The following is a 6640-nucleotide window of genomic DNA, read 5'->3' as shown; positions in this document are numbered from 1 at the left end:
TATAATTGATAGTGAAATTAAAATCAAATTTTTATCTGATAAATTTCCAAAAATTTTTAAAAAGTATTTTAAATTTCCATTTTTATATTACTTCTCATCATTTCATATAACCTCGCCATTTGTTATTAATAGAGCTATAAGAAAAAATGACTATGATCTGATAATAGCACATGGAACATATACATGTCTTTCTGCAATAGGATTGTTTAAGAAGATGAAGATACCTTTTATAGCATATATCTGGGATCCAGTATCATATATATTAAAGAGAGTCTACTCAAACACACCATTAAGATTTTTTTTCCCAATTTTAAAACCAATTGCTTATTTTGTAGATAATATTATTGTAAAAAACTCTATTGCTACAGTAACAGGCTCAGAAGTTCATTATAAAAATTTAAAAAGTTTTGATGAAAATAAGATTTTTATAGTTTACCCAGGTTGTAAAGAAATTAATAATTACAATAATAACAAAGAAAAATTTATCTTATCTATTACAAGATGGGATTTTGGCAAAAAACCAGAATTTTTACTTGAAGTTATGAAAAGATTAAAGAATGAATATAACCTTATTGTAGCTGGAGGGTGGTTGAGAGATAAAGAGAAAAGTAAATTTGAAAAAGCAATAATCACTGAGAATCTGTCTAATAAAGTTAAAGTTTTAGGATATGTTAGTAATAATAAACTTGAAAGACTATTTTCAAAAGCGAAGGTTTTAATTTATCCAAATTTTGAGGCATTTGGATTGACAGGTCTTGAAGCAGCTTCTTTTGGATGTCCAATTATATTTCCTAAAGGATCTGGAGTAACTTATTTATATAAACATGGAAAACAAGGTTTTTTTCCAGAAGAAGGAAATGTTGATGAATTTGTGAAATATTTAAATATTATTCTTTATGATGATGATCTCGCTTTAGAAATGGGAAAATCAGCTTTTAAGATAGCAAAAAATTATACATTTTATGAACATGCAAAAAATTTAAGTAAAATTATTAAAAAATCATTTGAAAGGGAACAGTAATATATGAATTCAGTAATAAAAAAACCTTTAGTTTCTTTGATCTTAGTAAATTACAATGGAAGTTTATTTATCGAAAAATGTTTGGAATCTATAAAAAATCAGGTTTATGATAATATTGAGCTAATTATTGTAGACAATGCTTCCTCAGATAATTCATTATCCAAAATAGACAAAATAACAAAAGATTACATTCTTATTAAAAATGAAAAAAATTTAGGTACATCAAAAGCCTACAATATTGGAGCAAAAAAGGCAAAAGGTAAATATCTTTTCTTTTTAAATATTGATATAAAATTGGAGAAAAATTGTGTTTCAAAGTTAGTTAATATATGTGAGGAAGATGAAAAAATCGGAGTCTGTGCATGCAAAGAACTATCTTATGAAGGAGATGAATTTCACCATTGTGGTGTTGGGATGGATGTTTTTGGTTATACTTATCCAGGAAGATTAGGGAAAATATTTTTTACGCCAAGTTCTGCATTTTTTACGAGAAAAGACCTCTTTTTATACATTAACGGATTTGATGATAGTTATTTCATGTATAGGGATGATTTAGATTATTGTTGGAGAACTCATTTGGTAAGTTATAAAGTAAAACAAGTACCATCAGCAATTATATATCATAAAGCTGGTGGAGTTAGTCGGGGGAGGAAAAAGAAAATTTTATCACCAAGGAAACAAAAAGGTCAGAAATTCATATTAAGTTTAAAAAGAAGATATCTTGGAGAAAGAAATAATCTTATTACCTTAATAAAAAATTATAAATTAATTTCACTTCTTTGGGTTTTACCCATTTATTTTGTAATAAACATATTTGAGGTAATATTCTTTTTATTTTTGGGTAAATTTGAAGTTATCTATCATGCATATATAAAAGCATATCTCTATATTTTTAAAAATTTAAGAGATATCTTATTAAAAAGAAGAGACATTCAGAAAAAGAGGAACATACAAGATAGAGAAATTCTAAGGAAAATGCAGAAAAAGATAGGGAAATTACATGCACTATTTGAAACTGGTATCCCAAAAGTAGAATAGTAATTATTTTTATTAAATTTGATGAATATTAAAGAGAGTAAAAAAAATTGGATTAAAAAATATAAAAGTGAAATCATCATTTTCACCTTTTTTATACTAATAAGCATTATCTGGACATATCCTCTGATTTTCAAATTAAATTCAATTTTCATTGGTGGGCACGGAGATTCATCTGCAACTATCTGGTCAATATGGTGGTTTAAGGCAGCGTGGAAAGATAATATTTTAAGTCAGTTTTGTCCAATAATTTCAGCTCCCCTTGGTCATGATTTTAGCAATGCTATACCATACCAACTTACTGACACCTTATTTTTTATTTTTTCTTCAATATTTGGAGAAATTTCTGCTTATAATATAATTCTTTTCTTAAGCTATCCACTTTCAGCAATTACAATGTACTTTCTTGTTCATTATTTCACTAAGAATAAATTAGTTAGTATGATATCAGGTTTAATATATTCTCTCTGTCCTTATCATTATCTTAGAATACAAGGTCATATTCTACTTTCTCAAATTGAATTGATTCCACTATATTTTCTTTTTCTTTTTAAATTTGATGAGAAAAAAACTTTTAAAAGTGCAATTACATGGGGATTTGTCTTTTCATTGATCTTTCTGATGATATATTATTATGGATTCTTTACTATTATCTTAACAGTTTTATTTTTTATTCTGAAGATTTTATATTCCATCGTAAAGGAAAAAAAGTTAGGGTTATCATTTGCTGATTTTTTTAAAATATTTTTAGCGGTGCTTGTTTTTATATTAATAGTTCTTCCACACTTTTTACCATTTCTTACAATTATTAAAAAGGAACCCACAGATTTTGCAAAAGAGCTAATTCAATTGGAAACATATTCTGCAAGAATATGGGAGTATTTTATTCCATCTGTGGGAAATCCATTTTTTAAAAATATTTTTTCGGATTTTGTCTTTTCACATCTTCATGGTAGTAATTTAATAGAGTCTACATTATATCTGGGATATGTGCCAATTATCTTTGCTTTGATTGGAATTTATTATCTTTATTTTAAGAAGAATAAAATTGTGTTTATGAGAAATTTAAATATAATAGAAAATCGCCAAAAAAATGATAGAAATAAGTTGAAAAAATCCTCTAAGATAATAAATAATAAGGATTTTTTAACTCTTTTCCTGATTGTTTTATTTGTCTTTTCAGTTGTTATTTCACTTGACCCAATAGTAAATATTTTTGGTTTAGAAATTAAGTTTCCATCATATTATCTCTTTAAATTAATTCCAATGTTTAGAGTTTACACTAGATTTTATCCATTTATTCTCATGTCTTTAATTATAATTGCAAGTATTGGAATGAATAAGATTTTGGAAAAAATTAAACCATTTAAATATAAAACAATATTTGTAGTAGTAATAATATTACTTATTATTTTTGAATATATGAATTTTCCGTCATTTCATATCACAGATCTATCAAAAACTCCTGATGTTTACAGATGGCTAAAGGAACAACCTGGAGATTTTATTATAATAGAATATCCACTGGCTTCAAGGGAGCATATTGAGAATTCGATATACAGTTTTTATCAGTTTAGACACAAAAAAAGAATGTTTAACGGAATCTATTTACATACTTATGCTGATGAGATTAGAAAAATCTTAGATGATTTGAGAGAACCATCTGATATAGAACTTTTGAAATTTTATGGTATCAAATATGTAATAGCTCATGATAATCAACCTGATCATGCAGAATATAAACTTCATAATCTTGAAAAGTTAAATTTGGTTGAAGGGCTTGATAAAGTAAAAGTTTATGACACTGGTGTTGAGGTAATAGAGAAAGAGATCTATCAAGCAAAAGACGTTTACTGGATAGAGGGTGATATATATTCTGTAAGTGGGATTTTAAGGTTTGAGGATTTTGATAGTAAAGATATAATATTAATTTCAGATATAGTGGGAGATAGTTCAGAGATAGTGGAGGATAGTAATAGAAGATTTATTGATAAGGCAAATAAAATAATAGTTCCAGTTGAAATAAAGCTTAAACCACAAAAATATGCAGCTTTCTATGATGACAACAGTAAAACTAAATCTGTTATGTTAACTAACGAGTCTTATTTAATTCCAGTAGATGTTGCAAATTTAGGAACAGTCAAATGGCCAAAGGAAAGTGAAAGTCCTGTTCTTTTAGGTTATCGCTGGTATAACCTGGATGAAGGTGGAGCAATTATATATGAAGGTGAAAAAATTGAACTTCCTGAATCTATTTCATCAAATGAATATAAAACTATTTTAATAAATGCTAAAACACCACCAACACCAGGAGATTATATTTTGGAGTTTGATTTAATTGATGAGAATGTAATACGGTTTTCTGAACAAGGGGTTCCCCCACTTATAAGAGCTGTAAAAGTAGTTAGTCCTGATCAAAAAGAAAAATTTACCTCAATAGAATTATCAAAGGAACTTAAGAAGAATCTATATAAAGAATACTTTAATTATGTATCGGAACCATTTGAATTCAATATTCCATGGGAAGGAATATATGAATTCTTCATTGATAGTATATGGTCAGATTATGTTGACTCCATTATATTTAGAATTGATAACAAAGACTGGCAACATTTTTATTTTGATGAATTATCTAAATTTGATGAGTTATCTAAATTTGATGAATTATCTGAAGTACAAAATGAAGAAAAAATTAAAAATAAGGAGAAAATTAAAATTACTGATATTCAACTATCTAAAGGCAAACATACTATTACTTTTAAAAATGTGAATCTCTCATTTAATAATAATTATCTTGGAACCAAATTTGTTGAATTTGCATATAATTTAGAATCAAATTTAAATATGGTATCTGATAAGATAGAATATACTAAAAAAGGTCCATCGGATTATATTGTTAATGTGAATGCAAAAGAGCCTTTCTTTTTGATTTTTAATAAACCATTTGAGATGAAATGGGAAGCTTATATTGAAGGAAAAAAGCTTGATAATAAATTATGTAATAGAGATTATGGAACCACCTGGTTTATTGATAAGATTGGTAATTATGATATTGAAATTAAGTATTTAAAAACAGGTCATTTTGAACCTGCTATAATATTTTCTTTCTTTGCATTTATTTTATTTGGATTGTTGTCTATTTTTGGAAAATATATTCCCTTTTTAAATAAAAAAAATTAAGTATCTAATTTTTTTTATAATATTTTTTAATAATAGATATAATTAATAAAAATTGAATTTATTTATTACAGGAATCTTATGATTAGTTATTTCAAAGAATTATATAAATATAGGGAGCTTCTGTTGAATCTAACAAGAAAAGAACTCAGGGTTAGATATAGAGGTTCAATCTTAGGAATTTTCTGGTCGCTACTTAATCCAATGATTATGACATTAGTCTACACTTTTGTATTTTCAATTGTTTTGGGATCAACAACTAAAGATTTTCCGATTTTTTTACTTAGTGGGCTGATACCATGGAATTTTTTAGCAAGTTCATTAAATGTTGGTATAGACAGCATAGTTGGAAATAGTCATCTAATAAATAAAATAAAATTTCCTCGTGAGATACTGCCCTTATCAATAATATTCTCAAATTTCATAAATTTTCTTTTAGAGCTTGTTGCATTTTTTATTCTTTTAATATTTATGGGTTACAAATTTTACAAACTGTTATATCTACTACCAATAATTATTCTTATACAGATATTTTTAGTAATTGGAGCAACTCTTCTAGTAAGTAGTATAAATGTTTATTTTCGTGATACTAAACATATTTTAAATATTTTTATGCTTATCTGGTTTTTTGCAACTCCAATAATTTATGATATAGGTATAGTTCCTGGGAAATTCAGGTATTTAATGATAATAAATCCAATGACTGTTTTCACAATTTTATATAGGAATATCTTCTATTTTATTAATTTTCCCGAATCTTTAAGTTTTCCGTCTTTTAGAACCTTGTTATTATGCTTGTCACTATCTGTAGCAATTTTACTTTATGGTTATTATCTGTTTAATAAATTAAGTCCTCGGTTTGCAGAGGAGATATAAGTGGTTGGTTTAAAAAGTAATGACAATGCAATAGTTTTTGATTCGGTTACAAAGAAATTTAGAATCTATCACGATATAAACCCCAGTTTAAAGGAAACAATAATTCATAGAAAAAGATCAACTTATGAAGATTTCATCGCTTTAGACAATGTTTCTTTTAAAGTAAAAAAGGGTGAAACATTTGGAATAATTGGACCAAATGGCTCAGGAAAAAGTACTATTCTAAAGTTAATTGCAGGGATAATTCAACCAACAGAAGGAACTATAAATGTTAATGGTTCTCTTTCTGCTTTACTTGAACTTGGTACAGGTTTTCATCCTGATTTAACTGGAAGAGAAAACATCTTTTTAAATGCTTCACTTCTGGGAATTCCTCGAAAAAATATTGAAGAGAGATTTGATGACATTGTAAAATTTTCAGGTTTAGAGAGGTTCATAGATACACCTGTTAAAAACTATTCTTCTGGAATGTATATCAGGCTTGGATTTACAGTAGCAATAAATGTAGATCCCGATATTCTCTTAATTGAT

Annotated in this window: 5 protein-coding genes; all 5 read left to right on the top strand. The window is 26.6% G+C overall.

What is annotated here, in order from left to right; genetic code table 11:
* On the top strand, positions 1-1021 hold a 1021-nt coding region (locus tag KKC53_06955; GenBank protein MBU2598885.1), incomplete at its 5' end, for a glycosyltransferase family 4 protein.
* A gap of 3 nt (positions 1022-1024) precedes the next feature.
* Positions 1025-2059 (top strand): glycosyltransferase family 2 protein, encoded by a 1035-nt coding sequence (locus KKC53_06950; GenBank protein ID MBU2598884.1) that lies wholly within the window; start codon positions 1025-1027, stop codon positions 2057-2059.
* Between the two features lie 21 nt (positions 2060-2080).
* On the top strand, positions 2081-5236 hold the full coding sequence (locus tag KKC53_06945; protein ID MBU2598883.1) for a hypothetical protein: 3156 nt from the start codon (positions 2081-2083) through the stop codon (positions 5234-5236).
* A gap of 123 nt (positions 5237-5359) precedes the next feature.
* Entirely contained in the window at positions 5360-6109 is a 750-nt protein-coding gene (locus KKC53_06940) for an ABC transporter permease (protein ID MBU2598882.1), read from the top strand.
* Positions 6110-6640, top strand: a 531-nt coding sequence (locus KKC53_06935) for an ABC transporter ATP-binding protein (protein ID MBU2598881.1), incomplete at its 3' end; no start/stop codon positions are given.

This window comes from Actinomycetota bacterium (genome assembly GCA_018830725.1).
In the GTDB taxonomy this organism is placed as follows: Bacteria; Actinomycetota; Humimicrobiia; order JAHJRV01; family JAHJRV01; genus JAHJRV01.
This window is presented reverse-complemented; position numbering and strand designations above follow the sequence as displayed.

Coding starts and splice junctions, on each gene's coding strand:
- KKC53_06945 (MBU2598883.1), top strand. CDS start 2,081: ATGAATATTAAAGAGAGTAAAAAAAATTGGATTAAAAAATATAAAAGT.
- KKC53_06950 (MBU2598884.1), top strand. CDS start 1,025: ATGAATTCAGTAATAAAAAAACCTTTAGTTTCTTTGATCTTAGTAAAT.